This is a genomic window from Marinobacter sp. RI1 (assembly GCF_041155085.1).
In the GTDB taxonomy this organism is placed as follows: domain Bacteria; phylum Pseudomonadota; class Gammaproteobacteria; order Pseudomonadales; family Oleiphilaceae; genus Marinobacter; species Marinobacter nauticus.
Window position 1 is genome coordinate 1542571 of record NZ_AP031605.1, and the last position, 19912, is coordinate 1562482.

The window sequence follows — 19912 nt, forward strand, 5'->3', positions numbered from 1 at the left end:
GCCGCAGAGCGCGGCTTTTAGATGCCACTTGGCTGCATGGAACGGAGGACAAGATGAAAATAAAAGCCGTAACCGTGAACCGGTTTCGAAGCTACTCAAGCCCGGTGACGGTTCAGGTTGAAGACCTTCTCGTTCTTGTTGGCCGAAATGACATTGGGAAATCAACGATTCTCGAAGCATTGGACATCTTTTTCAATGAAGGTAAGGGATGCGTCAAGATTGACAAGGACGATATAAACAAAGATTGCCTTGCTCAAGGGCAGGATTGCATTGAAATTGGAGTCGAATTCACTGATCTTCCTCCAAATATCGTTATTGACGCCACGAACCAAACGACAATGCAGGAGGAATACTTACTAACGTCAGCGGGAACCCTGCATGTCATAAAGAGATACCCAAATGCGGGGAAGGAAAAGGTATTTATTAAGGCCAGTCACCCCGCAAACCCAGAATGTGCTGACTTACTTCTGAAGAGGAACGCTGACCTCAAGAAGATATTGGAAGCTGGCGGCTTTGATTGCCCGGATAAAACAAAAAATTCTGAGCTACGCAGGGCTATCTGGCGTGGGCAGGCAAACTTGCAGCTAAGTGAATGCGAAATTGAAGTTGCCAAGATTGACGCCAAGAGCATATGGGAGCAGCTCAAGGCATATATGCCGCTGTACACGCTGTTCCAGTCTGATCGAAAGAATAGCGATTCTGACGATGAAGTTCAGGATCCAATGCGAATCGCTGTTAGAGAAATCCTCGGTGATCCACAAATTCAGGCAGACTTGGCGCAGGTCTCGGACACGGTGAAGGCACGTTTGGAAGAGGTGGCTCAGAGGACCCTGCAGAAGCTTGGTGAAATGAACCCAGCCATAGCCAATTCCCTTGATCCTCGCCTTCCTGATTTTGCCAGCCTTAAGTGGCCGGATGTCTTCAAGAACGTATCTATTACCGGCGATGACGATATCCCCATCAATAAAAGAGGGAGTGGAGTAAAGCGCCTCGTGTTGATCAGTTTCTTCCGTGCAGAAGCAGAGAGGAGACAAAATGAGGCTAACTTGCCCGATATTGTGTATGCCATTGAAGAACCGGAAACATCTCAACACCCAGAACATCAGCGCGCATTGACTGATGCTCTGATCGCCCTGTCGGTATCGCCCAACACCCAGGTGTTGCTCACAACACACAGCCCCGAGATCGTAAAACGTTTGAAGTTTGAGAACATCATCCTGATTTCAGATCAGACTCAAGAGCGAGTCTCACCTGTTCTGGAGCATGAGTTACCTTATCCAAGCCTTAATGAAGTGAATTTTTCGGCTTTTGGAGAGGCTTCCTATGAATATCACAACGAACTATATGGGTTCATTGAGGCGGAAGGACGGTTGATGGAGTACAAGGCTGGCAAACCGCAGCGTCAGTACATTCGTCTCCGCCAGGATGGTTCTACAGTATCGCAGCAGATCGTTCTTACGGAGTACATTCGCCATCAAATTCATCATCCTGAGAACGACCAGAATGTATCGTTTACCGCAGAAGAGCTCACAGAGTCGATCGAAGCTATGCGGTTATTTCTCCAAGTTTGAGTCGCAGGGAGAGGTAGCATCTAACAGGGAACTGCACTCGGAAAAAATATCCGGTGGAGAAAACCGGGACAGATCTATTTTTCCGGGCTTTTGATATAGAGAACGTTCTTATCTCGTATCGTCATGTCGAAGAGCTCACTGGCCCGGATAAGATCGCTTAGTTTCTTGTACCCGTAGTTTACGGGGGAAAAAGAGCTGTTATTGGAAATGTACTGGCCGACCTTGCCGAGGTGGGCCCAGCCATCATCGTCAGCAGTCTGTTCCACCGCAGTTCGTAGAGTTCGTACCAGGACAGTGTCGCCCCTCAGTTGATTACGGCCCCATTTGGTTTCCACGGTTGGTTTTGGCGTTCCACCGCTGATGACGTTATCGGGTTCCTCCGTGTCTTCGCGCAGGTTCTCTGTGTAGATGAATTGCGAGCAGGCGTTGACGAAAGGCATGGGGGTTTTGCGCTCGCCGAAGCCAAAGACTCGCAGCCCGGCTTCAAGAATTCGCATTACCAAAGGCGTGAAGTCGGAATCGCTGGTCATGAGCGCGAAGGCATCGACGTTCCCGCTGTAGAGCAGGTCCATGGCGTCAATGATCATTGATGCATCGGTCGCGTTCTTGCCGGTGGTATAGGCAAACTGCTGAACCGGCCGGATGGCGTTAGCATGTAGTTTTTCGATCCAGCCCCCCAATTGAGGGCCGTTCCAGTTTCCGTGGGCATGGCGAACGTTCACGGCACCGTATTTGGCAAGCTCCTGGAGTACTCCTTCGATGGATTGGTGACTGACGTTGTCACAGTCGATGAGTAGAGCGATTTTGTAGTTGCTGTTCATCGTGCTTGAGCTGTCCTTGTCTCAGATGGTGGTCCTGAATACTAGCAGTAAAGCCGGAACCGCGGAAAACCGGGACAGATCTATTATTGCTGTTGTTTGGGCAAGCTGCCCCGCTTTTCTGGAGACATTACCTCTTCCCACTCAGCCTCATCGCCCGGTGCTGGCAAAAACCGTCCAAACTCGATCATCCGGGTGGCCGGAATGCACTGCAGATAGATCCGGACATAATCAGCTGTGATGTCCACCATTTGGGCGCTGTGGAACGCTGTGGTTGCCTCGGCGATTTGTGATCTCTGCTGGGGCGAGAGAGCCGGATCCGCGACCGTGACAGTGCTAATGGGCATGGGATACCCAAGCCATGGGGTTGTACGTTTGCACCGGATGTCGCCACTATGGGCGCGAAGCGGGCATGTTTCACAATAGCGACTCTTATCTGCCCCGCTACGCGCACGGGCTGCTGTCGCGCGTTTCGCGTTGACTGCGCGGTAGGCTTCAAAGGCAACAGGAGGATGACATTGCCGATCATGGATCTGGAGAGCTGGACGCTGTTACAGAGCATCGTGGTTTTCAGCGTCTGTGCACTGGTCATTGCAATTGCGGGCACACGCATCACACGGGTGGTCGACCAGCTCGCCGACCGGACCGGGCTGGGTGAGGCAACCGCTGGAGCCGTGCTTCTGGGGGCCGCGACCTCCCTCAGTGGTTCGGTGCTCTCGGTAACAGCGGCCTACCGCGGGCACCCGGAGTTGGCTGTGAGTAACGCTCTCGGGGGCATCGCGGTACAGACCTTTTTCCTGGCTATTGCCGATATGGTCTACCGGCGCGCAAACCTGGAACACGCGGCGGCCTCGGCGCCGAACATGATGCAGAACGGACTGCTGATCGCGCTTCTAGCATTGCTCCTTCTGGCACCGACCTTGCCGGATGTGACCGTCTGGAACATCCATCCAGTTACCCCGATACTGCTGGGCTTCTATTTCTATGGCACCCGGCTCATACAGGGTGCCGGCGACAACCCTATGTGGTACCCCTCCGTTACTAGCGATACCCGGCAGGACGAGCCGGAGAGCGAGAGCAGCTTGCCATCATTGAGCCGTCTCTGGACCGAATTCCTGGTGCTCTACGGGCTTGGTGTGGTGCTGATTTTTGCTGGCTGAATAGCAGCGCCATCCATGAGCAATGAGGTCTCTGAGACTCACGAACTAAAAGCATGCGAGCCAAACAATGATCGAAACGCGCCTGGCATTTCAGGGCGATGGTACAGCCTCTGGCGGGTTATGTCTGAGATCCGAAGGGTTAACGGGAGCCACGCAGTGCTTTATCGTGTAGTCAGATGAATGCGATGCAAACAGGGGGGATAGCGATGAAGGCACCAGGCGATCAGCTTCGCGTGTACTACGATGGCGCCTGCCCAAGCTGTGTCAAGGATCGCAGGCTTTATGAGCGACTCTCGGGCAGGACCGGCGAATCGGTGGAGTGGGTGGATATCACCGGCCGTGACGAGGAGTTGGAGGAACGTGGTATAGACCCGAAAGCCGCGCTTCAGGAGCTCCATGTGGAAGATGGCCAGGGCAACATCCACCGGGAACTGGATGCCTATATCCTGTTGATGTCGCGGGTCTGGCTGCTGAAACCGCTTGCCTGGCTGATTGGCTTGCCGGTAATTCGGCCAGCGCTGGCAAAGCTGTATCACAAATGGGTGAGCGAGCGGCTGGAGCGAACCGGGCGCATGCCGTTGTAACCGCCGGGCCCTTACTGCAACTGGTATTTGACCGGCTGCAGCGGTTCGGGTGCCGGGTCGCCCAGGGCTTCGGCAACACTGATTTCATGAATGCGGCAGATGGCATCCAGCGGCAGGTCGTTGGTGTGTCGGCCAAAGGGAAACTCAAGCTGTTCAGACAGGCGATCCAGCCCGAAAAACGTGTAGGCCACGATGGCGGTGAACACCGGCGTAAACCAGCCTGCGACGCCTACCAGCCCGAACGGGAGCAGGTAGCAGAACACATACGCCGTGCGGTGAGCCAGCAGGGTGTAGGCAAAGGGCAACGGCGTGAGGGCAATGCGTTCCGAGGCCGCCTGAATGCCCGCGAGGCCATGAAGGTGCTGGTCTAAGGCCGCGGTTGCTACAGAATCCAGATCGCCCGCCTTGTGGGCTTCGGCGAGTACGTCTCCGGCCCGGTGCAGCATGAAGGCGGCGGGGTTGCGGGTGCTCAGGGCCTGGTCAATGAGTTCGGGCGCCAGTGACCCGGGCAGATCAGACCGTACATCTTCTCCCCGCAACTGGCCGCGCAGCAGGTGAGCGTGAGCAAGGCATCGAGTCAGAAGCTCCCGGCGTCGCTCCGGGCTCAGGTAAATGGTGCCAGTCCGCGCCAGGCTGCGAAATTCGTACACCATATGCCCCCAGTGTTTTCTGGCTTCCCACCAGCGGTCGTAGGTGGCGGTGTTGCGCACGCTTAAAAAGATGGACAGGGCGATGCCCATGATCGTGAACGGCAGAAGTGTGTAGTCGACCATGCCGTCGAGGTAGTGGTGGCGCGAAACCCAGGTAACCGCGGCTGCAAACATTCCCGTAAGCAGAATGTGCGGCAGAATGTGGGGGACAACAGACCCTTTCCAGGCCAGCATCAGCCGGAGCGGCCCGGGGCGTTCGCGAACAATCACGGTTAACACTCCTGGGGTTGATGGTGGCCTTGCCTGAGGGTTGGCCGCTGTGATTCCTATGCCTTTTTACGGAGAACCCACTCGTTACACAAGGGGGTAAGCTTTTTTAAACGAGGGGGCGGCACTCTGGCCGTTGCCTGGCATTACCCTGTGGTTTCAGGGGCAACCAGATCAGGCGGCGGATTTGTGGCAGCAGTCACTGTCGCAGGGTGATAGCAGGTAAGTGCTCGAAACTTCGAGAAACTGTTCGATAATCTGTGTCATCAAGATTCCCTCTGATGGTTTATTTGAATGGCAACCTAATAGGTTGGGGCGCATTCCTATAAAAAAACTTCGGAAAACCGAAACACATTGAGACCGTCTGGCGCCGAGGCTGGAGAGAATCAGGCAAATATCAGACAGGATCGGACAGCACCTTTCAGTGCCAGAACCGTAAAATGTTCCCATACCTTGGACAATGCACTTCGCGTTGCCCATTTTCCTGTTCATTCCAGAAATTATGCAAGGAGATCCCATGAAAACGGTCGGTTATGCGGCGTATTCTTCTGATGCGGAAATGGTGCCTTACCACTTTGAGCGCCGTGCCTTGCGGGCAAACGATGTGGCGATCGAGATTCTTTATAGCGGTGTGTGTCACTCGGATCTTCACACGGTGAACGGCGACTGGGGCCCCCAGCCCTATCCGTTGGTGCCGGGCCACGAAATTGTCGGTCGGGTGCTGGAAGTCGGTCCGGAGGTTACCCATTACAAAGTGGGCGACCAGGTGGGCGTTGGCTGCATGGTGGATAGCTGTCAGGAGTGTGACCAATGTGCTCACAGTGAAGAGCAGTATTGCCGTCACGGTATGACGCCCACCTACGGCGCGCCGGATCGAATCTCCGGTGAAATCACCCAGGGCGGCTACTCGAAGCACATCGTGGTGCGTGAGGAGTTTGTGCTGCGTATTCCGGAAACTCTGGATCTGTCCCGCGCTGCACCCATTCTGTGCGCCGGTATCACCACTTTCTCGCCGTTGCGCACCTGGAACATCGGGGAAGGCAGTCGGGTTGGTGTGATCGGCCTGGGTGGTCTCGGCCACATGGCGGTCAAGCTGGCAGTAGCTATGGGTGCGGAAGTTACCGTGTTGAGCCGCTCGAAGAAAAAAGAGGAAGAAGCCCGCTCTATCGGCGCGACCGGCATTCTGGCCTCAACCGATGAAGCCGCCATGGAAGCTGCGGCGGCGTCCATGGATCTGATCATCGATACCGTCCCGGTGGAGCACGATGTAACACCCTATACCCCGCTTCTGGATATCGACGGCACGCTGGTGATCGTGGGGCAGGTGGGCCCCATGAAGGGGTTCATGTCGGTGCCCATGATCATGGGGCGTCGCCGGGTTGCCGGCTCCCTGATTGGTGGCATCAAGGAAACCCAGGAAGTGCTGGATTTCTGCGGTGAGCACAACATCCACCCTATCTGTGAAGTGATTCGCCCTGATCAGATCAACGATGCCTTCGAGGTGATGAGCAGGGGTGATATTGCGCACCGTTATGTGATGGATATGTCGGCGCTGTCCGTCGAAGGCTGATTCTCCTCTGCATGCGCTGAACGCCTCGTTCAGCGCATCACCACCCCTCCCGAAAAGCGATCAAATTCTTCCGCTGTAAATTCCGATTGTTTTATCGACAGTCCCATGGCGCTTGAGCCTCTGACACCGACTTACTTTGATAGTGGCGGAAAGCGGTTGATGCGTGTTCTTGAGATGCGATTTTTCGTGCCGCTTGATTTCTCTTCTCCTGCCCTGATTATTTCTACCATCAGCCAATCAGAGGCCTGTTCATCATGACTGACGTTCGACACCTGGTATGTCCCCATTGCCACAAAGTGAATCGCGTACCGGCCGACAAGTTGTCCTCCGGCGGCAATTGTGGCGCCTGCAAACAACCGCTTTGGCCGGATCAGGTTCTGGAGCTAACGGAGCAGACCTTTGCTACCCATACCGGGCGTAGCGATCTGCCCGTGTTATTGGATTTCTGGGCCAGCTGGTGTGGCCCGTGCAAAATGATGGCGCCCCAGTTCGAGCAGGCCGCGAAGGCCTGGCGCGGAAAAGTGCGCTTTGCCAAGCTGAATACGGAACAAGCCCCCGGGCCGGCCGGTCAGTTTGCGATTCGTAGCATACCGACCCTGATTCTGTTCCAGAACGGCCGGGAGGTGGCGCGCCAGAGTGGCGCCATGAATCAGGCCCAGATCAGTCAGTGGCTGCAAGCGCAGGGTATTCGCTAGGAAAAATCGGGACAAAGGTGCCTTAGTATGAAGTTTCTGATCATCGGTGTTTTCGTCGCCATCGTGGCTGTCCTGATCTGGCGTAGTAAACAGAACACTGCCCCTGAAGAGCAGGCCTGTGCCATCGACATCGGCAACCTGCTGAAAGCCAATCCGGATGTCCAACCACAGGCCATTGCCGATGTGTTTCAAAAGCACGGAATTGATAGCTCCCGTTGCCAGAAGGTGGGCGCGATGGTGATGCCGCAGTTGCGAAAGCAGGGTTTGAAGCCGGAGGATGCCAGGATTGTGATGAGGCAGGTGAGGGCGGCCTACCCTCTTGTGCCCTAGGCTGAATCAATTGAATTGATGATCGGAGAACGCTATGGCAGGTGGATCGTCACGAGATTGCCCGTTTTAGCATCAATTTTCCCGAGCCCTTTTGCTGCGGGGCTTCCGGGCGCTTAATCCGAGGTTTCCAACACAGTTATCCACAGGTTTTGTGAGTAAAGTTCGTGATAAAGCCGGTCAGGAATCAGGCCGACGGTCTTCCGGGGTTTGGTTCGGCCCGCCGGTTCAGCTCCACTTCAGTTTGGGCGTTTGGTAGGACTGGATGGCCGAGAGCAGTTGCGCTTTGTTATCCGTGTGGATAATCATCTCTGCATGGTGCGGTTTCAGGAAGCCGGAATCGGTCATGTTCGAGATCATCTCGAACAATTTATCGTAGAAACCGTGGACGTTGTAAAAGGCGCAGGGTTTTGCGTGATAGCCGAGTTGAGCCCAGGTCCAGGCTTCGAAGATTTCTTCCAGGGTACCGACGCCGCCGGGCAGAGCCACAAAGGCATCGGCCATTCGGGCCATGGCGGCTTTTCGTTCGTGCATATCGGCAACAATTTTCAGCTCGGTGAGGCCTTGATGGGCCAGCTCCCGCTCTTTCAGGTACTCGGGAATCACTCCGTACACTTGAGCGCCCTTTTCCAGAAAGGCGTCTGCGACCACGCCCATCAGGCCGACGTTGCCACCGCCGTACACCAGATCCACTCCGTTCATTGCCAGGTAGTGCCCCAGAGCACGGGTTGCCTGGGCGAATTCCGGGTTTTCACCAATGCTTGAACCACAAAATACGGCAATTCTCATGGGTCTTACGAGGCTCCATCGATTCGGTTCAGAGGGGTGAGTGAGTTCTTCACTCTGTTGTGGTTGGTCCGGGCGTCTTTAGGTGCCGGAGCCTAATAGAATGCCGCCTCCGGTCTGCCCAGTCTAGCCGTTGATCGTGCATCCGAACCCGGAAGCTAGTTGTTCAGGCTTCGTAACCTGTTGAAGTATAAATAAAATGTAAGAGGTGGCGTCTCGTGTGATTCTGTTATTCTCGAATGGTTCAAAACTGACAGGTGCCCGGTGGGGCGCTGAGAACAGGCTCTCCCACCCGCGATACAGGACAAGTCAGACCAACTGGACCATGGGATTTACATCATGAATATGAAATCACTGCTCGTTTTTCTGTCTCTGAGTGCCACCTCGTTGGGTGCCGTTGCGGGTGATACCGCCGACGCCGCGCTGGGTGGAGGTATTGGCGGCGCACTGGGGGCCGCCATCGGCAACGAGGTGGGTGGCAGAGACGGAGCGATTCTTGGCGGGGCTGTCGGTGCGGCAGCGGGAACGGCCGTGACCACCCGGGACCAACGGGACCACGATCGCGATTATGATTATGATCGCCGCCGGTATGACGATGATCGCGGGTCTTACCGGAAGTCTCGTGGCCATTTCTGCCCACCGGGGCAGGCGAAAAAGGGTAACTGCTGAGACGCTTGTGTTGCTGACGAAATGTAACGCGTCTGCACTGGGGCGGGCATGATTCGTATAACCGTATGGGTGTTGGTGCTTGGCCTTTTGTCCGGGTGCCAGATATACCGGAAGTCGAACGACCCGATACACCGGGCGCCACCCCCTGACGCGACAACCGGGCAACTCACTCCGTTCAGCATGATGACCACGACGTTTCAGCGGGACCGGTACCGGCTTTTTCTGGCCGGGGGTGGTGAGAGTGTTAGAGACGGAGTGGAGCAAGCTTCGCTCTTCACCCTGACCTCGTTGCAGGCCAGTGTGCCGGAGGTGCCGGATCCCGAAGGCGAACTGGTGGTTTTTGAGAGCGTGACGTACGAGCCGTTGTCGGATAGTGACGTTACCGGCACCTGGTCATTTGACCAGTCGGCATGCCGGATCCGATTACGGACGGCGGAGGGGCGCGTTTTCGCGACACTGGAGGGGAAGCCTGTTTCTGTCACCATACACTCAGGAATACCCGCCCAGGCGCCGGTTCTGCAGTCCACGACCGGTTTTACGGTCACCGAGTCCAGGGTTCCGGAGCTGGAAGGCCGTGTGTTTTTCGATTTGTCCCGTCACTGGCCGTGCCTCTGATTCAGGACGCTGGAGGCTCTGGCTGCTGACTATGCTTTAAATGAAGCGGGTTAGTGACTCTCTGCATCGTCAATCCATCCAGTTCCAGGGGGGCGCGTCCAGAAGCCCCTGGCCAAGAATGCGGGTTTCACCCAGCTCTTTGTTCAGTGCGATGGAATGGCAATCGTCGTCTGCTTCCAGAGCGGCTACCAGTCGAGGGGCATGGGAAACAACCCACACCTGGGTTTCCCGCGAGGCGCGAATGATCAGTCGGCCGAGGGCCGGAAGCAAGTCGGGATGCAGGCTTGTCTCTGGTTCATTCAACACCAGTAGTGATGGTGGGCGGGGTGTAAGCAGCGCGGCGACCAACAGCAGGTAGCGAAGGGTGCCATCAGAAAGCTCGGCCTGATTCAGGGGGCGGAGCAGGCCGGCCTGCTCAAATTCCAGGACGAAACGGTTGCCTGCGTCTGTGCTGAACCCGAGCCTCGCTCCGGGAAAGGCATCTTCAATAGCGCTGTGCAGGCCCTCCCGGTCGCCGATTTCGTGAATGGTACGCAGGGCTGCAACCAGGTTATGGCCATTGTGGTCCAGCACCGGGGTGCGGGTCCCGATTTGCGGGGTGCGGATGCTGGAGTGTTGATCGGTGCGGAACTGATCGTAAAAGCGCCACTGCCTGATGGCCTGCCGGACGGCATGGACTTCAGGTACAGCCACAGGATCACTGATCTCGCTCAGAATGCTCTCATAGGTGTTTAGCCGGGTGTCGTAGACCTCCCATTTCCGCCCTGAACGTACTTTGACAACCGGCCCGACGCGATCAATCAGACAACTGCTTGGGCGGTAGACATCACCCACCCAGATACATTCGCGTTTTATTTCAGGGTCGAGCTGAAACATGCTGGGTTCCTGATAACCTGCAAACCCCGTAGAGGCCGGAATCCCAAGAGAAATCGCGTAGCCGAATTCTTCGCCGGCAAACCCCAGCCGTAGGCGGGATGGGGTGTTCCCGGCGGTCCCCTGAACGGGCGCTGAGCCGTCCCGCATCTCCCTTGAGAACTCGCCGGGCCCTGCCCAGAAGGTGTAGTCCAGGCCGCCTTCTTCCGCCAGGGAGGAAATCAGGTTGCCTTTTGCCGTTTCCGCCAGCAGGCGCAACGATTTATAGAGGTTTGATTTGCCACAGCCGTTTGGACCGGTAACAACGTTCAGGCCCGCCAGCGGCGCGACCACGTCTCTGAGGCTGCGATAGTTGGAAACGGCAAAGGCTTTGATCATGATCCGGGCCGAACCTGTTTCTTGAAGAAGGTTGGAGGAGCATATCATTATCCGACCCGACGTTTTGGGTTTGGTTGATCAACGAGATCCAGGAGGCTGCAAGGGAGTTTGTGGGTTGGTTTCGAGCTGCCAGTCGAGTGTTTTATTTCTGAAACGGCTGGGTCATCTTCGCGGCTTATTCTGCCTGCTCATTTCGAAGCCGATATGGAGAGTGCTTGATGAGCAGGGTAATCCTTCTAGCGTTAATGCTTGTGGCCATTACCGGGATGGCAGGGTGTAGCGACGATTCTGACAGCAGTGATGATAATAAAATACCGCCAGTAACGAATCCTGAACCGGATCCAGATCCAGATCCAGATCCTGAGCCCGAACCCAACATTCTTCTGGATGAAGACTTCGAAGCCATCGCTGAGGGTAAGCTCCCTGAAGGCTGGATGGTGATGGATGGCGCGGAAGAGCTTTTCTACACAAAAGAGGGAAGCTTGTTCGTTGATGGCCGCGGTAACAATTACACGCCGGTGGCCGTGCGTTTGCCCGAGTTCCTGCAGGACCAGGGAAACTATCGTATTGAAGTGTCTTTCACCATTGCAGAGGCGAACACTACTTCTCGTTGGGTCGGCATGCAATATCGGACCGGTCTGGGAGTAGAACCCTACTACCAAATGGCCATTCGCCAGAACGCGACGGCCGCCAACGGGACGGAGCATGCGTTCCGAAACACCGGCCAGTGGAGCATTGTTGACAAGGCCGGGTTCTCGGAAGTGATTGACCCTGCCAAGCTTTATACTGCAACCATCGTGGTTCACGGTGATCGCGTTCAACAGTACCTCAACGGCACCCTGCTTCAAGACTCTGTGCTAGACAGCGATTTCTCACAGGGCGGTGTTGGCTTTCAGGCGGCGGGCAGCCTGTTGCGGGTTGAGGACGTTACCGTTACGGAACAGCTGAAGGCGTTGCCGCCATTACCTCCGATGGTGAGTGTGGCTGAGCCGGAGACCGGTGCGTCTATGGCTCCGAGCATCACCAACCTTTCACCGGTCGCCGGCGATCTGACGGCGTCGCCCGCAAATTCAGTTTTCCTTAAGCTGGATGACCAGTTGATGTTGTCTGGACAGAATGGTGGAAGCCTGGGGTACCTGGACCAAATGCTGGATGCCGGTGAGTTCACCGCTATGCCGATGTTGTATGTAACCAGCCAGGCTGCCGTTGACGCTCTGAAGCCCGTGGTTGAACGTCATCAGTTCTTCGACCTGACACTGGTGTCAGACAACCAGGAGTTGCTGAAAGACGCGCGGGAAAAAATGCCGTTTGTTCGGGCTGCCGTGGATTTTACTCATGCGAACCTGGTGGCTGGACCGGCTGATTTATTGCGCATTGTACAGACTACCAATCAGTCAAAAGCCAAGATTGCGATTCTGCCGGAAAGCTTGCTGGACAAAACGTCTGTCCAGTATATCCAGAACCGCCTGATCTCCGTCTGGGGGCAGCTGGAGCAACCGGAATATGTGCAAACGGTTGATGCTCTGACGGCGGGTGTTAATGGCCTTCTGACGACGGACCCGGACCAGGCGCTTGCGTTCTTCACCGCGTTGCCGGAGAACACTCTGTTGAGAAAACCGCTGGTTGTTGGCCACCGTGGCGTTCCTTCCCAGGTGAGCGAGAATACCGTTGCGGGCGCTCTGAAAGCGGTTGAGCTGGGTGCAGACGCCGTTGAGTCGGACATCTATCTGACCACCGATAACCAGGTTGTGGTGATGCACGACGGCACTGTCGATCGCACCACCGATGGCACCGGTGCAGTTGAAGAGAAATCGCTGGCAGAGCTCAAGGCCCTTACTGTTGATGGTGGCCACTCTGTGCCAACCATGGATGAGTTCTTTACGGCATTGAAAGGTAAGCGTGCGGTTCACTTTGTTGAGATCAAGAGCGGCAAGCCTGAAATCGTTGAGCACCTGAAAGCGGCCATTGAACGCCATGGTGTTCACGATCAGGTGATTGTTATTTCCTTCAACTCTGACCAACTGCTTAAGTTGCAGGAAGTCATGCCCGGTGTGTCTGGCGGTTTCCTGACAGGCTTCAGCTCAGACAGCAATATGGAAAAGAACCTGCGGACGATTCTCAACGCCACTCAGCAGTATTCGTCCACGTTCAACCCGTCCTACGGTAGCCTCGCTCCGGAAGTGATGGAAGCAGCAAAACATCGCGGCACCACTTTCTGGCCGTGGACGTTCCGTAATCTGGCTGACGCAGAAAAATACTATCTGGCCGGCACGCACGGGCTGACGACGGACTATGCCCAGTGGTTCAGTGACTATCCGGTTACGGTTGAGCCAGTTAAATCTGATCTGGTAGTTGCGGCAAATTCTGCCCTGTGGGCGGATCTCACAGTCACAACTCAGGTTGGTAACAACATGACAGCGGCTACTTCCGACTTCCTGGTTCTGGAAAGCACGGTTTCTTATGCGAACACGAGCGGTACGGTGGTGTTTGAAGCCCCGGGTAGTGCAGTTGTTGTTCCTCTGTATGAGTACACCCTCACTGAAGGTGGTAGTTACTACCTGGTAGGAGCTCGCCAGCAGGTAACCATCAACTGATGGAAAAGGCCGGGCCAGACATTTGGCCCGGCCTTAACGCGTCTGAGTTTTCGGCGTTTCTGGAGTCCGGAAATATATCAGATTACTCGGGCAGAACTCGGCGGTCGCCAGAGACCATTACCTGGAGTGCCTATGGCCTATCAGTGCCTGAACACAACGGCGGAACAGTTCAGCCGAGAAAAACCGGTGTTCGCCGGGCTGCTCTGCCACGAGTAGCTGGCCACCGGACTCCTGAATTCCTCCCTCAATCATCAGGTTGTCGCTCATCTCGAAGTCTTCAATGCTGTGGCCTAGTTCATCCCGGTCGGCTGAGCCCGCGCGTTCACGGTAGTGCCTGCGGTCCATTGTGAATCCGAAAGCTGCTTTGCCCTGGCCGATCATGTAGCCGACTTCGAACACCGTGCCCGGGTCCGCACTGATGCCGCGGAAGGGGGTGAGGTTGGCAATGATGGCGTCGCAACTGTCCATCAGTTCGCGGTTGGCCTGGTAGATTCGGTGGCCGCGCGTTGGTTTCGTTTCCTGGTCGGAAAACGTCAGGGCGGTGTCCAGTGGGTCTATGCCTTCACAACCGGCTTCGCGCAGCAGGCGCTTTTTCTCGGCGACGATGGCGTTGTGTTCTTCGTGTGGGAAAAACACTTCCGGGCCGGCCAGGTAGATGCGTTTGGGTTTTGTCATGGCGAAGTCGTTTCCTGCTTCAGTCCTGCAATTGCCCAAATCCAAACCGTATTGGACTGGCGATCAATGCTGAGAGGCTGGGTCGTATTCAATTGCTTCCAGTTTTACCCGAAAGCCACAGGCTGCTGCGTATTTGTTGAGCGTTCCCCAGCTTGGGTTGCTACGGCCTCTCTCAAGCCTCGAAATGTTGCTTTTGTTGGTTCCGAGCTTTTTCGCAACGTCTTCCTGAGTAAGGCCTGCTTTAGTCCTCATTGCGATCAACTGGTCGATCAGGCTGAATTCTTCCTGGAGGGCATCGTACTCCTGGCGAACTTCCGGATTTTCGAGTGCCTTTTGTCTGAACTGTTTGAAGTTCATGATTTTTTGACCTCCTTTAAACGCTCTTTCGCGAGCTCTAGGTCTTTCTTCGGTATCTTTTGATCCTTTTTTACAAACACGTGCAGGATGATGATCCGTTTGCCCTGCATATAGCAGAAGATTCCTCTACCTATTCCTTCTTTGGCTTTTGCTCGGATTTCAAACAGCTCACCACCTAAAGACTTTGTGTGCGGCTCTCCAAGGTTGGCCCCGTGCTTCTCCATCAATTCCATCAGCCGAATCATTCTGGCCTGAATCTTTGGCGGCATCTTAGTCAACTCTTCGCCTACTGAGTCGTAGAATTCAATCTCCCAATCCATGGGTGCTCCTTTGCCTTTTGGTTATCATATACGATAACTCTGGACTTGAACACTATCTTGATAGCCGCCTCAACGAGAGTGAAGCTGTGACACATAAGCGGTAATAAAAGCGTTTTCCTGGAAGGCTTTCAGGCCTGTGTCGGCAAAGGCGATGGGCACGGGGTTGTTGGCCAGAGTGGATTTAACCAGGGCCGGTGGCACCAGGGTCACGTTCAGCTCAGAGTCGGCAATCAACTGGATGGCGGCTTCCATTTTGAAGCTGATGGCGCCACCGGCAAACTTGCCTTTTTGCATCCGCTCTTTTATCGCGACCGTGGCCACTCCGTATTCGGCCATCAACTCCGCAAAGGTGGCCTGAAACGTTTTCAGGTCGTCCCGGCTGTGATTTTTGGGTAGCGAGAGCTTGCGTACGTTGCTGTCCGGCAGGTTAAATTGGCCCCGGTCCATATTCAGCATACACACCACCGCATCGCTGCCGGTCAGTTCTACTCCGCATACAATCATAATAATGCCCCCTATGCCCCGGTTATTCTCAGCCGCAGCATTTCTTGAATTTGAGTCCGCTACCGCAAGTGCAGGCGTCGTTGCGGGAGGGAGATTTTGCTGTGGTGACTGTTCCCGTTTTATTCAGGATAGCGGTGAGCTCGTTGACGGATTCAACGGCGCCCTCGCGGGTATCAACGGAGATGGTCGCGTGAAGTTTCGCCGCGGCCACCTGGGCTTCAACTTCTTTCTTGCGTGCTTCACTGGTAACCACCAGCGTTAGTGGGTACTTCTTGCTGCCGCTCTTTTGGCTGGCGTTTGTCTGAAAGCCGCCGTAAGCCGTGTGGTGCTGGCGGGCGTCTTGCCGACCTTTATAGAAAAATTTATCTGACATGCTGATATCCTGAAGGAGAGAATACCCAGGCGACGGCCGGGCGCAATCTTTTAGCACGCTTGATGAAACAGTGATATAGGGAAAACCGGAAAAGACTAATCAAGGAAGCACCACGTGAATCAAAAAGGCTTACTCACCTCATGGAACGACGCCAAGGGTTTCGGTTTTATCACGCCAGAGAACGGTGGCGAGCGTCTGTTTGCCCACATCAGCGCCTATCAGGGCCGGGGCAGGCCCTCGGCCAGCCGCAAGGTGGTCTACGCACAGACAAAAGATGAGAAGGGGCGGCTGAGGGCGTCCAGTTTCCAGTACGCTGGCGTGGCGAGACACAGCGCAGCGGTCGCCACTGGCGTTTGGTTTGCTCTGTTGATTGCCGCAGCAGTCGCAGGGGCGGTTTCTGTGTTGTACGTTCAGGGTTATGTGCCAGTGCTGTTGCCGGCGGCCTATGGCGTAATGAGTGTAGTGACCTTCTTGATGTATGCCGTCGATAAGGGGGCAGCTGAGAGCGGCAGGAGGCGTGTCCCCGAGGGGCGGTTGCATCTGTTTGAACTCCTGTGCGGCTGGCCGGGGGCACTGGTGGGCCAGCAATTCTTTCGCCATAAAACCAGAAAGACCTCGTACCAGGTGTCTTTCTGGTTCAATGTCGTCCTCAATCTCGCAGTGCTTTGCTGGTTGTTACTGTGGCCGGGCGCTGAGTTCGTCAGGCAGGCGCTGGAGATCAGGCCGGTTATGCTTCTAGGATTCAATTTCCAAGGTTAATTAATTTGTTTCGGTGTACCGAAATCGGTACGATTGGGTGTCAAGGAAGAGACTGTGTGACAGGGAAAATAGTACGAGTTTTATTTTATCGAACGGCCAACGGCCGTGAGCCAGTCAAGGAATGGCTTCTGAGCCTGAGTAAGGATGATCGTTCTCTGATAGGAACAGATTTGAAAACGGTGGAATATGGCTGGCCTCTGGGTATGCCGTTGGTGAGGGGATTTTCGGGCAAAGCCAATTCTGACCTGTGGGAGGTTCGAAGTGATCTCTCAGGCGGTCGGATTGCACGAGTCATATTCACGATGTTTCGAGGCGACATGGTGTTGCTGAATGGTTTTATCAAAAAGACTCAAAGAACACCGGATCAAGAATTGAAGAAGGCGAGGGATCGAAAGAAAGACCTTGTCTGAAAGGGAGTGAATGCGATGACACAGCATAGACATATCGGGAGTACTCTCGATGATCTGCTCGAATCTGACGGTACGCTGGAGCAGGCAGAAGCCGAAGCACTGAAGCGCGTGATAGTCTGGCAGATTCAGCAAGCAATGGAGCATGCCGGCGTGAACAAAACCCAACTGGCAAAGCGTATGCACACCAGTCGTACCGTGGTTAACCGCCTTTTAGATGAAAAGGACACAGGAGTAACGATTACCACACTTGTGAAAGCGGGGCGTGCACTGGGGATGAGTTGGACTTTGGAGGCTGGCGAGGGTACCGGTTCTTATCAGGCTGCCTGAGCCTGGTTTCAGGTTCAGTTGCTCACCGCCTGAAAATCAACATTTCGTTGTTAGCGGGCATGGCATAATCGTCCTTCAGCGCCAAACCCGTAGTCTCGGCCAGCACCGATAGATCTTCGATATCGCGGATGCCCATATGCGAGGCTTTGGCTTTCAGCGACTGATCAAACGCCTTGTTGCTCTCGCTGGTGAACCCGCCCTCATGCTTGAACGGCCCGTACAGGCAGAACGCACCGTCTTTTTGAAGGCAGGCGCCGACACCTTGAAACATCTTTTCAACTTCCTCCCAGGCCATGATGTGAGCTGTGTTTGCTGAGAATGCCCAGCGACAGGCGGGCACAGGCCATGGCATTTGGTTTACGTCCAGCTCAAGGATTGGGAGGACGTTGGGCAAGGCGGCCTGTTGCAGTCGGGCAACGGCCAGGTGCGCCGCTCTGGGGTGGTCGGTGGGCTGCCATTTCAGGTGGGGCAGAGCCGCAGCGAAGTGCTCGGCGTGCTGGCCGGTTCCGGTTCCTATTTCCAGGACGGTACCTGGCGCCGTAAAGACGTCACGCAGCTTTTCCAGGATGGGCGCTTTGTTGTTTTCGCAGGCTTGGGAATAGGGCAGGTGGCTATTCATGAATGCGTCTCTCCTTTCCCTTGAACGGTATCATAAAACGGTGTTTTGGCCATGAGGCAGCTATAATGGGCGCCTTTCATCATTGCAGAGAACGCTATGCCAATCGAAAAGAATCAAGTGGTCCTGTTTCACTACATCGTGAGAGACGAACAGGGCAATGAAGTGGAAAACTCTCGTGGAGGAGAGCCGAACGCTTACCTGCACGGCCATGGTGGCATTATTCGGGGGCTGGAAGACGCTCTGGAAGGCCGCGAAGCAGGCGATACGTTCAGCGTGACGGTGTCACCGGACAAGGCCTATGGCACCCGCAAGCCGGATGCGATCCAGCGAGTACCCATCAAACATCTGATAGGCGCTAAGCGCTGGAAGCCGGGCATGATCGCTCAGGTACAGACCGAACACGGGCCTCGCCATGTGCTCGTTGCCAAGGTTGGCCACAAGTTTGCGGATGTGGATACCAACCACCCGATGGCTGGCAAGACCCTCACTTTTGATATCGAGATCATTGAGGTGCGCGCGGCGGAGGCCGACGAGATCGCCCATGGCCACGTTCACGGCCCGGGCGGTCATCATCATTAAACAGAAGCAGCTGATCACCGCCAGTGGGGCCGGGGGCTACTCGGCTTCGACGGTTTCGTTCAGCAGTTCCGGCTTTTTCAGTGCCTTGGTGAACAATTCTTTTTCTTCCGCAATGGCCAGGGCGCACTGTTCTGCCAGTTCTTCAGACAGGCCGCCGACCTTACGTTGCAGGAAGGTGGTAATCTCTTCTGACAGTTCAAGAACCTTGTCTCGGGCATCGGCTTCTGCTTTGGACGAAAACAACATTTTGTCCGGGTTTTTCAGTGCCATGTCCAGTCCGTCCCTCTCGGAATAGTAGAGTGCTTTTACGCCCATGGTATGCCATCGCCTCCGGGGTAATGATGGTTGGTAAGACCGTTAATGAAATCGCAGCTTATCACGGATAGTGTATATTTATACAGTATTTTGCTGCGTCATCCTGTCCTCTTTTGCTGTTCCAGCGCCGGACCTGGCCCCCGTATGATGGATTGTCAGACATCAGCTCCGGAGTCCTGAAATGAACGCCAGAACAACCATAGCCGGTACTCAACACACGCCGCCTCCCAAGACCAAGGCGCCCATTCCCGAAGTTCGTCAGCCGGATTTTGACCTGGCGGAAGACGTGCCCAAGTATTGGTGGGATAACGATCCGGCCAAAACGCTGTTGCTGGCGGCCCTGTCTGCAAGTTTCCCGCCTGGTGAGCGGTTCTTTATTGACTCCGTGCGCCATTATCAGAAAGAGATTACAGACCCGGAGCTAAAGGCGGCGGTGCGAGCGTTCATCGGCCAGGAGGCGCACCACTCGAAGGAACACGAGGCCCTGAACGGATACATGCAGGCGCGCGGCATCAACCTCAAACGCCTTGAGCGCGAGGTGCTGTGGCTGATGAATGTGCTGCGCAAGCGCCTGAGTCCGGAGCGCCAATTGGCCCATACGGTGGCGGTGGAGCATTTCACGGCACTGATGGCAGAGGAATTCCTCCTGAAATATGACGCTTTGGAAGAGATGGACCCGCGTATGGCTCCCATCTGGGCCTGGCATGCGATTGAGGAATCCGAGCACAAGGCGGTGGCTTTCGACGTATACAAGACCATCGGAGGCAGCGAGTTTGTCCGGTTGACCGAGATGATGGTGGTTAGCGTGCTGTTCCCGGTCTCTAGCGGCATTCACCTGATTCAACTGATGAAAGAGGACGGCCAGTTGTTCAACCTGAAATCCTGGGCGAACGGTCTCAATTACATGTGGGGCAAGCCAGGTGTATTCCGCAAACTCCTGCCCTCTTACTTCAAGTACTACAGCCCCGGTTTTCATCCCTGGAATCACGATGCCCGTGATCTGGTGGAGAAAGCCAAACGGAAATGGCTCGCTCCGGTGATGAAAAAGGCGGCTTGACGGTCACCGCATTTGCTACCATGTCGGACTTTTCACTGGGTTGATGATCTAAGTCCGGCA

At 55.3% G+C, this 19912-nt stretch carries 26 protein-coding genes; 14 read left to right on the forward strand and 12 right to left on the reverse strand.

Features of this window, described 5'->3' with window-relative positions:
• Positions 1-53 precede the first annotated feature (53 nt).
• Entirely contained in the window at positions 54-1571 is a 1518-nt protein-coding gene (locus ACAM27_RS06860; protein ID WP_369612731.1) for an ATP-binding protein, read from the forward strand.
• Between the two features lie 74 nt (positions 1572-1645).
• Here ACAM27_RS06860 and ACAM27_RS06865 read toward each other — a convergent pair whose 3' ends face one another.
• Positions 1646-2392, reverse strand: a complete 747-nt coding sequence (locus ACAM27_RS06865; RefSeq protein ID WP_369612732.1) for an NYN domain-containing protein — start codon at positions 2390-2392, stop codon at positions 1646-1648.
• 83 nt (positions 2393-2475) lie between these two features.
• Positions 2476-2736, reverse strand: coding sequence for a hypothetical protein (locus tag ACAM27_RS06870; RefSeq protein WP_369612733.1), 261 nt, complete (start codon positions 2734-2736; stop codon positions 2476-2478).
• A 165-nt stretch (positions 2737-2901) separates the two neighbouring features.
• Here ACAM27_RS06870 and ACAM27_RS06875 point away from each other — a divergent pair, with 165 nt between their 5' ends.
• Positions 2902-3549 carry a hypothetical protein gene (locus ACAM27_RS06875; protein WP_369612734.1) on the forward strand — a complete coding sequence of 216 codons (648 nt, stop codon included), beginning with the start codon at positions 2902-2904 and terminating at the stop codon, positions 3547-3549.
• Positions 3550-3755: 206 nt separating this feature from the next.
• Positions 3756-4133: a thiol-disulfide oxidoreductase DCC family protein gene (locus tag ACAM27_RS06880; protein ID WP_369612735.1), complete on the forward strand. Its 378-nt coding sequence runs from the start codon at positions 3756-3758 to the stop codon at positions 4131-4133.
• 11 nt (positions 4134-4144) lie between these two features.
• Here ACAM27_RS06880 and ACAM27_RS06885 read toward each other — a convergent pair whose 3' ends face one another.
• The gene (locus tag ACAM27_RS06885; protein WP_369612736.1) at positions 4145-5053 is read right to left on the reverse strand and encodes a bestrophin family protein; all 909 of its coding nucleotides are present in this window, start codon (positions 5051-5053) and stop codon (positions 4145-4147) included.
• Positions 5054-5567: 514 nt separating this feature from the next.
• Here ACAM27_RS06885 and ACAM27_RS06890 point away from each other — a divergent pair.
• The 3 genes from ACAM27_RS06890 to ACAM27_RS06900 all read left to right on the forward strand — a co-directional run bounded on the left by ACAM27_RS06890 (position 5568) and on the right by ACAM27_RS06900 (position 7645).
• Entirely contained in the window at positions 5568-6620 is a 1053-nt protein-coding gene (locus ACAM27_RS06890; RefSeq protein WP_369612737.1) for an NAD(P)-dependent alcohol dehydrogenase, read from the forward strand.
• Positions 6621-6874: 254 nt separating this feature from the next.
• A complete protein-coding gene (gene trxC, locus ACAM27_RS06895; protein WP_369612738.1) occupies positions 6875-7315 on the forward strand; it encodes a thioredoxin TrxC in 441 nt (146 codons plus the stop codon).
• A gap of 27 nt (positions 7316-7342) precedes the next feature.
• Positions 7343-7645 (forward strand): hypothetical protein, encoded by a 303-nt coding sequence (locus ACAM27_RS06900; RefSeq protein ID WP_114435478.1) that lies wholly within the window; start codon positions 7343-7345, stop codon positions 7643-7645.
• Positions 7646-7870: 225 nt separating this feature from the next.
• On the opposite strand, the gene ACAM27_RS06905 is transcribed toward ACAM27_RS06900, so the two are convergent.
• Positions 7871-8431: a TIGR00730 family Rossman fold protein gene (locus ACAM27_RS06905; protein WP_369612739.1), complete on the reverse strand. Its 561-nt coding sequence runs from the start codon at positions 8429-8431 to the stop codon at positions 7871-7873.
• A gap of 336 nt (positions 8432-8767) precedes the next feature.
• On the opposite strand from ACAM27_RS06905, the gene ACAM27_RS06910 reads away from it, so the two are divergent.
• Both ACAM27_RS06910 and ACAM27_RS06915 read left to right on the forward strand, forming a co-directional pair.
• Positions 8768-9097, forward strand: coding sequence for a hypothetical protein (locus tag ACAM27_RS06910; RefSeq protein WP_014422345.1), 330 nt, complete (start codon positions 8768-8770; stop codon positions 9095-9097).
• 48 nt (positions 9098-9145) lie between these two features.
• Positions 9146-9712, forward strand: a complete 567-nt coding sequence (locus tag ACAM27_RS06915) for a hypothetical protein (protein WP_369612740.1) — start codon at positions 9146-9148, stop codon at positions 9710-9712.
• Between the two features lie 69 nt (positions 9713-9781).
• On the opposite strand, the gene ACAM27_RS06920 is transcribed toward ACAM27_RS06915, so the two are convergent.
• The gene (locus ACAM27_RS06920) at positions 9782-10963 is read right to left on the reverse strand and encodes an AAA family ATPase (RefSeq protein WP_369612741.1); all 1182 of its coding nucleotides are present in this window, start codon (positions 10961-10963) and stop codon (positions 9782-9784) included.
• Positions 10964-11181: 218 nt separating this feature from the next.
• Here ACAM27_RS06920 and ACAM27_RS06925 point away from each other — a divergent pair, with 218 nt between their 5' ends.
• Positions 11182-13557, forward strand: coding sequence for a glycerophosphodiester phosphodiesterase family protein (locus ACAM27_RS06925; RefSeq protein ID WP_369612742.1), 2376 nt, complete (start codon positions 11182-11184; stop codon positions 13555-13557).
• A 117-nt stretch (positions 13558-13674) separates the two neighbouring features.
• Here ACAM27_RS06925 and ACAM27_RS06930 read toward each other — a convergent pair whose 3' ends face one another.
• The 5 genes from ACAM27_RS06930 to ACAM27_RS06950 all read right to left on the reverse strand — a co-directional run bounded on the left by ACAM27_RS06930 (position 13675) and on the right by ACAM27_RS06950 (position 15786).
• Positions 13675-14232, reverse strand: a complete 558-nt coding sequence (locus tag ACAM27_RS06930) for a nucleoside 2-deoxyribosyltransferase (protein WP_369612743.1) — start codon at positions 14230-14232, stop codon at positions 13675-13677.
• A 63-nt stretch (positions 14233-14295) separates the two neighbouring features.
• Positions 14296-14589 carry a helix-turn-helix domain-containing protein gene (locus ACAM27_RS06935; protein WP_114435474.1) on the reverse strand — a complete coding sequence of 98 codons (294 nt, stop codon included), beginning with the start codon at positions 14587-14589 and terminating at the stop codon, positions 14296-14298.
• Positions 14586-14909 (reverse strand): type II toxin-antitoxin system RelE/ParE family toxin, encoded by a 324-nt coding sequence (locus tag ACAM27_RS06940; protein ID WP_114435473.1) that lies wholly within the window; start codon positions 14907-14909, stop codon positions 14586-14588. Before ACAM27_RS06940 ends, ACAM27_RS06935 begins: the two co-directional genes overlap by 4 nt.
• 69 nt (positions 14910-14978) lie before the next feature.
• Positions 14979-15413: a DUF3010 family protein gene (locus ACAM27_RS06945; RefSeq protein WP_114435472.1), complete on the reverse strand. Its 435-nt coding sequence runs from the start codon at positions 15411-15413 to the stop codon at positions 14979-14981.
• A 28-nt stretch (positions 15414-15441) separates the two neighbouring features.
• Complete coding sequence (locus tag ACAM27_RS06950; RefSeq protein WP_094623786.1) at positions 15442-15786, reverse strand: PBPRA1643 family SWIM/SEC-C metal-binding motif protein; 345 nt, start codon at positions 15784-15786, stop codon at positions 15442-15444.
• Positions 15787-15900: 114 nt separating this feature from the next.
• On the opposite strand from ACAM27_RS06950, the gene ACAM27_RS06955 reads away from it, so the two are divergent.
• Genes ACAM27_RS06955 through ACAM27_RS06965 form a run of 3 tightly spaced genes read left to right on the forward strand, consistent with a single transcriptional unit; the run spans position 15901 to position 17282 of the window.
• Positions 15901-16545, forward strand: coding sequence for a cold shock and DUF1294 domain-containing protein (locus ACAM27_RS06955; RefSeq protein WP_114435471.1), 645 nt, complete (start codon positions 15901-15903; stop codon positions 16543-16545).
• A gap of 56 nt (positions 16546-16601) precedes the next feature.
• Positions 16602-16955 carry a type II toxin-antitoxin system RelE/ParE family toxin gene (locus tag ACAM27_RS06960; protein ID WP_041656461.1) on the forward strand — a complete coding sequence of 118 codons (354 nt, stop codon included), beginning with the start codon at positions 16602-16604 and terminating at the stop codon, positions 16953-16955.
• A gap of 15 nt (positions 16956-16970) precedes the next feature.
• Positions 16971-17282 (forward strand): helix-turn-helix transcriptional regulator, encoded by a 312-nt coding sequence (locus ACAM27_RS06965; protein WP_011786406.1) that lies wholly within the window; start codon positions 16971-16973, stop codon positions 17280-17282.
• Between the two features lie 22 nt (positions 17283-17304).
• Here ACAM27_RS06965 and ACAM27_RS06970 read toward each other — a convergent pair whose 3' ends face one another.
• On the reverse strand, positions 17305-17901 hold the full coding sequence (locus ACAM27_RS06970; protein ID WP_369612744.1) for a DUF938 domain-containing protein: 597 nt from the start codon (positions 17899-17901) through the stop codon (positions 17305-17307).
• Positions 17902-17997: 96 nt separating this feature from the next.
• Between ACAM27_RS06970 and ACAM27_RS06975 the strand changes: the two genes are divergently transcribed.
• Positions 17998-18480: a peptidylprolyl isomerase gene (locus ACAM27_RS06975; RefSeq protein WP_011786404.1), complete on the forward strand. Its 483-nt coding sequence runs from the start codon at positions 17998-18000 to the stop codon at positions 18478-18480.
• A gap of 36 nt (positions 18481-18516) precedes the next feature.
• On the opposite strand, the gene ACAM27_RS06980 is transcribed toward ACAM27_RS06975, so the two are convergent.
• Complete coding sequence (locus ACAM27_RS06980) at positions 18517-18795, reverse strand: YebG family protein (RefSeq protein ID WP_022992826.1); 279 nt, start codon at positions 18793-18795, stop codon at positions 18517-18519.
• A 181-nt stretch (positions 18796-18976) separates the two neighbouring features.
• Between ACAM27_RS06980 and ACAM27_RS06985 the strand changes: the two genes are divergently transcribed.
• Entirely contained in the window at positions 18977-19852 is an 876-nt protein-coding gene (locus ACAM27_RS06985) for a metal-dependent hydrolase (RefSeq protein ID WP_369612745.1), read from the forward strand.
• Positions 19853-19912: the final 60 nt, after the last annotated feature.

Excerpts from the sequence above, each read along its gene's own strand:
- ACAM27_RS06860 (WP_369612731.1), top strand. The coding sequence starts at position 54 with ATGAAAATAAAAGCCGTAACCGTGAACCGGTTTCGAAGCTACTCAAGC.
- ACAM27_RS06865 (WP_369612732.1), bottom strand. The coding sequence starts at position 2,392 with ATGAACAGCAACTACAAAATCGCTCTACTCATCGACTGTGACAACGTC.
- ACAM27_RS06870 (WP_369612733.1), bottom strand. The coding sequence starts at position 2,736 with ATGCCCATTAGCACTGTCACGGTCGCGGATCCGGCTCTCTCGCCCCAG.
- ACAM27_RS06875 (WP_369612734.1), top strand. The coding sequence starts at position 2,902 with ATGACATTGCCGATCATGGATCTGGAGAGCTGGACGCTGTTACAGAGC.
- ACAM27_RS06880 (WP_369612735.1), top strand. The coding sequence starts at position 3,756 with ATGAAGGCACCAGGCGATCAGCTTCGCGTGTACTACGATGGCGCCTGC.
- ACAM27_RS06890 (WP_369612737.1), top strand. The coding sequence starts at position 5,568 with ATGAAAACGGTCGGTTATGCGGCGTATTCTTCTGATGCGGAAATGGTG.
- trxC (WP_369612738.1), top strand. The coding sequence starts at position 6,875 with ATGACTGACGTTCGACACCTGGTATGTCCCCATTGCCACAAAGTGAAT.
- ACAM27_RS06900 (WP_114435478.1), top strand. The coding sequence starts at position 7,343 with ATGAAGTTTCTGATCATCGGTGTTTTCGTCGCCATCGTGGCTGTCCTG.
- ACAM27_RS06905 (WP_369612739.1), bottom strand. The coding sequence starts at position 8,431 with ATGAGAATTGCCGTATTTTGTGGTTCAAGCATTGGTGAAAACCCGGAA.
- ACAM27_RS06910 (WP_014422345.1), top strand. The coding sequence starts at position 8,768 with ATGAATATGAAATCACTGCTCGTTTTTCTGTCTCTGAGTGCCACCTCG.
- ACAM27_RS06915 (WP_369612740.1), top strand. The coding sequence starts at position 9,146 with ATGATTCGTATAACCGTATGGGTGTTGGTGCTTGGCCTTTTGTCCGGG.
- ACAM27_RS06920 (WP_369612741.1), bottom strand. The coding sequence starts at position 10,963 with ATGATCAAAGCCTTTGCCGTTTCCAACTATCGCAGCCTCAGAGACGTG.
- ACAM27_RS06925 (WP_369612742.1), top strand. The coding sequence starts at position 11,182 with ATGAGCAGGGTAATCCTTCTAGCGTTAATGCTTGTGGCCATTACCGGG.
- ACAM27_RS06930 (WP_369612743.1), bottom strand. The coding sequence starts at position 14,232 with ATGACAAAACCCAAACGCATCTACCTGGCCGGCCCGGAAGTGTTTTTC.
- ACAM27_RS06935 (WP_114435474.1), bottom strand. The coding sequence starts at position 14,589 with ATGAACTTCAAACAGTTCAGACAAAAGGCACTCGAAAATCCGGAAGTT.
- ACAM27_RS06940 (WP_114435473.1), bottom strand. The coding sequence starts at position 14,909 with ATGGATTGGGAGATTGAATTCTACGACTCAGTAGGCGAAGAGTTGACT.
- ACAM27_RS06945 (WP_114435472.1), bottom strand. The coding sequence starts at position 15,413 with ATGATTGTATGCGGAGTAGAACTGACCGGCAGCGATGCGGTGGTGTGT.
- ACAM27_RS06950 (WP_094623786.1), bottom strand. The coding sequence starts at position 15,786 with ATGTCAGATAAATTTTTCTATAAAGGTCGGCAAGACGCCCGCCAGCAC.
- ACAM27_RS06965 (WP_011786406.1), top strand. The coding sequence starts at position 16,971 with ATGACACAGCATAGACATATCGGGAGTACTCTCGATGATCTGCTCGAA.
- ACAM27_RS06970 (WP_369612744.1), bottom strand. The coding sequence starts at position 17,901 with ATGAATAGCCACCTGCCCTATTCCCAAGCCTGCGAAAACAACAAAGCG.
- ACAM27_RS06975 (WP_011786404.1), top strand. The coding sequence starts at position 17,998 with ATGCCAATCGAAAAGAATCAAGTGGTCCTGTTTCACTACATCGTGAGA.
- ACAM27_RS06980 (WP_022992826.1), bottom strand. The coding sequence starts at position 18,795 with ATGGGCGTAAAAGCACTCTACTATTCCGAGAGGGACGGACTGGACATG.
- ACAM27_RS06985 (WP_369612745.1), top strand. The coding sequence starts at position 18,977 with ATGAACGCCAGAACAACCATAGCCGGTACTCAACACACGCCGCCTCCC.